Origin of the sequence: Kitasatospora sp. NPDC086801 (genome assembly GCF_044745805.1) — a bacterium.
GTDB lineage: Bacteria > Actinomycetota > Actinomycetes > Streptomycetales > Streptomycetaceae > Kitasatospora.
In genome coordinates this window covers 1-1922 of sequence record NZ_JBIVAX010000103.1, presented here as the reverse complement: position 1 = coordinate 1922, position 1922 = coordinate 1, and the positions used below count along the sequence as shown (strand labels likewise).

3 protein-coding genes are annotated in these 1922 nt (G+C 68.0%); 2 read left to right on the top strand and 1 reads right to left on the bottom strand.

The window, feature by feature from the left end; genetic code table 11:
* Both ACIPLC_RS38160 and ACIPLC_RS38155 read left to right on the top strand, forming a co-directional pair.
* Nucleotides 1–887: hypothetical protein (locus tag ACIPLC_RS38160; protein ID WP_400477659.1), on the top strand; the 887-nt coding region annotated here is incomplete at its 5' end.
* A complete protein-coding gene (locus tag ACIPLC_RS38155) occupies nt 887–1291 on the top strand; it encodes a hypothetical protein (protein ID WP_400477658.1) in 405 nt (134 codons plus the stop codon). The genes ACIPLC_RS38160 and ACIPLC_RS38155, both read left to right, overlap by 1 nt.
* A gap of 278 nt (nt 1292–1569) precedes the next feature.
* Here the strand turns inward: ACIPLC_RS38155 and ACIPLC_RS38150 are convergent, their stop codons facing one another.
* The gene (locus tag ACIPLC_RS38150) at nt 1570–1794 is read right to left on the bottom strand and encodes a hypothetical protein (protein ID WP_400477657.1); all 225 of its coding nucleotides are present in this window, start codon (nt 1792–1794) and stop codon (nt 1570–1572) included.
* Between the last annotated feature and the right edge of the window lie 128 nt (nt 1795–1922).

Below are 1922 nucleotides of genomic sequence, written 5' to 3'. Positions count from 1 at the left end.
CGAGCGGACTCGCACCCTGCGCCGACGGCGTCAAGGACGTCTGCGGCGGCGGCCCCACCTGCAGCATCTTCCAGGTCGGCTGCAACGCGACCAACGCCTCGGGCGGTGCGGCTTCGTGCAGCTACAGCCCGTGGGCGGTCAACAGCTGCCCGGACCCCGCGCCCTCCACATCGACGCCCGCCCCGTACACGCCGCCAGCTGACAAGGTGGACGACGCCATCCAGATCGGCTTCGGATGCATCCCACCGGCGGGCGCGCAGCGCAGGGTGCTGTCCACCGCGAAGTCCTCGGAGGACCACGGCATCATCATGGTCCGCTTCTACATCCACCACATCGACGCAGCGTTCTGGAACCTGCTCGGTGACCACCGCGGCCCCTCCGACGACCCTGGCGCCGCCTATCGGATGGAGCTGTTCTGGGATACCGCGACCGGCGAGATCAGCTTTACCGTCGCGCCGTCGACCACTAGGCCGTGGTCCTTCCTGGGCGAGCACTTCGATTCCAAGGTGCTTCCCGCCCGACCGCTGGACGTCGGCCCGTACAGCCCCAAGGACACCACGCTGGCCTGGCACAACAACCTCAACCCGCTCGAACTCTCCGCGGACAAGATCAAGATGGACATCCACGGGATCAACGCCTCGCTGGACGCGTTCTCCGCCAACGCGACGGTGACGGTGAGCCTTGGCACGCACTCTGTCTCGGTGGAGCGCAAGGGGGACAGGTACCCGGACATGGAGGTGGTGCAGTACCGTCGAGGGATGGCGCCGAACATGATAGGTAGGGACCCGATGAAGAATCTTTGGTGGTCTCCTGAGGACGGGTTGAGCACGATGCCCCCGTGGGACGGTGGCCGGGACGCCAAGGTCAACTGCCCCGGCAGCTGCTGATGGCTGCTGAGGCGAGGGCGGAGGGCGCACTGCGCTGGTTCCTCCGGGCGGCGATCAGGTACATCCTGGCCTTCGCTGTGGGCTGGTTCGTGCTGGCCGGCGCGCTCACCCTGCTGGTCCCCCACCCGGGCGACGAGGATTCTTACGGGCTGGTTGCGGCGGGGTACCTGCTCTTCCCGCTGTTCGGCGGGATCTCCCTGGTGATACTGCTGGCCCTATCGCCGCTACGGTTCTTCCCGCACCTGCGGGCCTTCGGCGGTATCGCGCTGGCGGCGCCGCTGTTGTTGATCCTGGTCGCCGGCGGGGCCGGATGGCTGCTGCTGGCACTGACGATCATTCAGTTCGGCTTCGTGCTCAAGCTGATGCCAGAGGCACGGTTCCGGGTCACCACCCGTCGGCGCTGACCCGGCCGGTCCGACCCGACGCCGGCCAGCGAGACACTATCTCGCTGGTCGGCGTTCGCCGTTGCGTCCTGGACCACGGGTTCGCGAATTTCCGCTCTCTCCACGCGACAGCACATCTGAGTGGCCGTTGTCCTTCGAGCGCGGAGTGGGCGTTGATCGAGTCGTACTTGCCGATCGGCGAGCGGCTCCCAGAAGGGCCAGGTGACGATCTCCACCGGGACCGGCTCGTCGCCGGGGCGCCAGGCTTTCAGGTGGGAGGGGCAGCGCAGTTGGGAGGGTCACCAGGGCAGGCGGGTGCCGATGCGGACGGTGAGCTCGGACCACCTGGGGTCGTATTCGAGGGTGGGGCGGGCGCGGTCGATGGCGGACAGGTCTGGGCCGTAGATGTCGTAGCCGTGGTCGACGACGACGGTGGCGGCGTCGGGGACGAGTTCGAGCGCACGCTCGGCGCTGAACGCCGCGTCCTTGGGGTACAGCACGGCGAGCGTGCCGAAGGCGGTCAAGGTGACGTACGTCTACGACGCCGCCGGCAAGCGACTGGAGAAGCAGGACCCGAGCGGCACCACGGTGTACCTCGGCAACGACGAGCTCCACTACAACAGCACCACAGGCGCGGTGACCGGGACCCGGT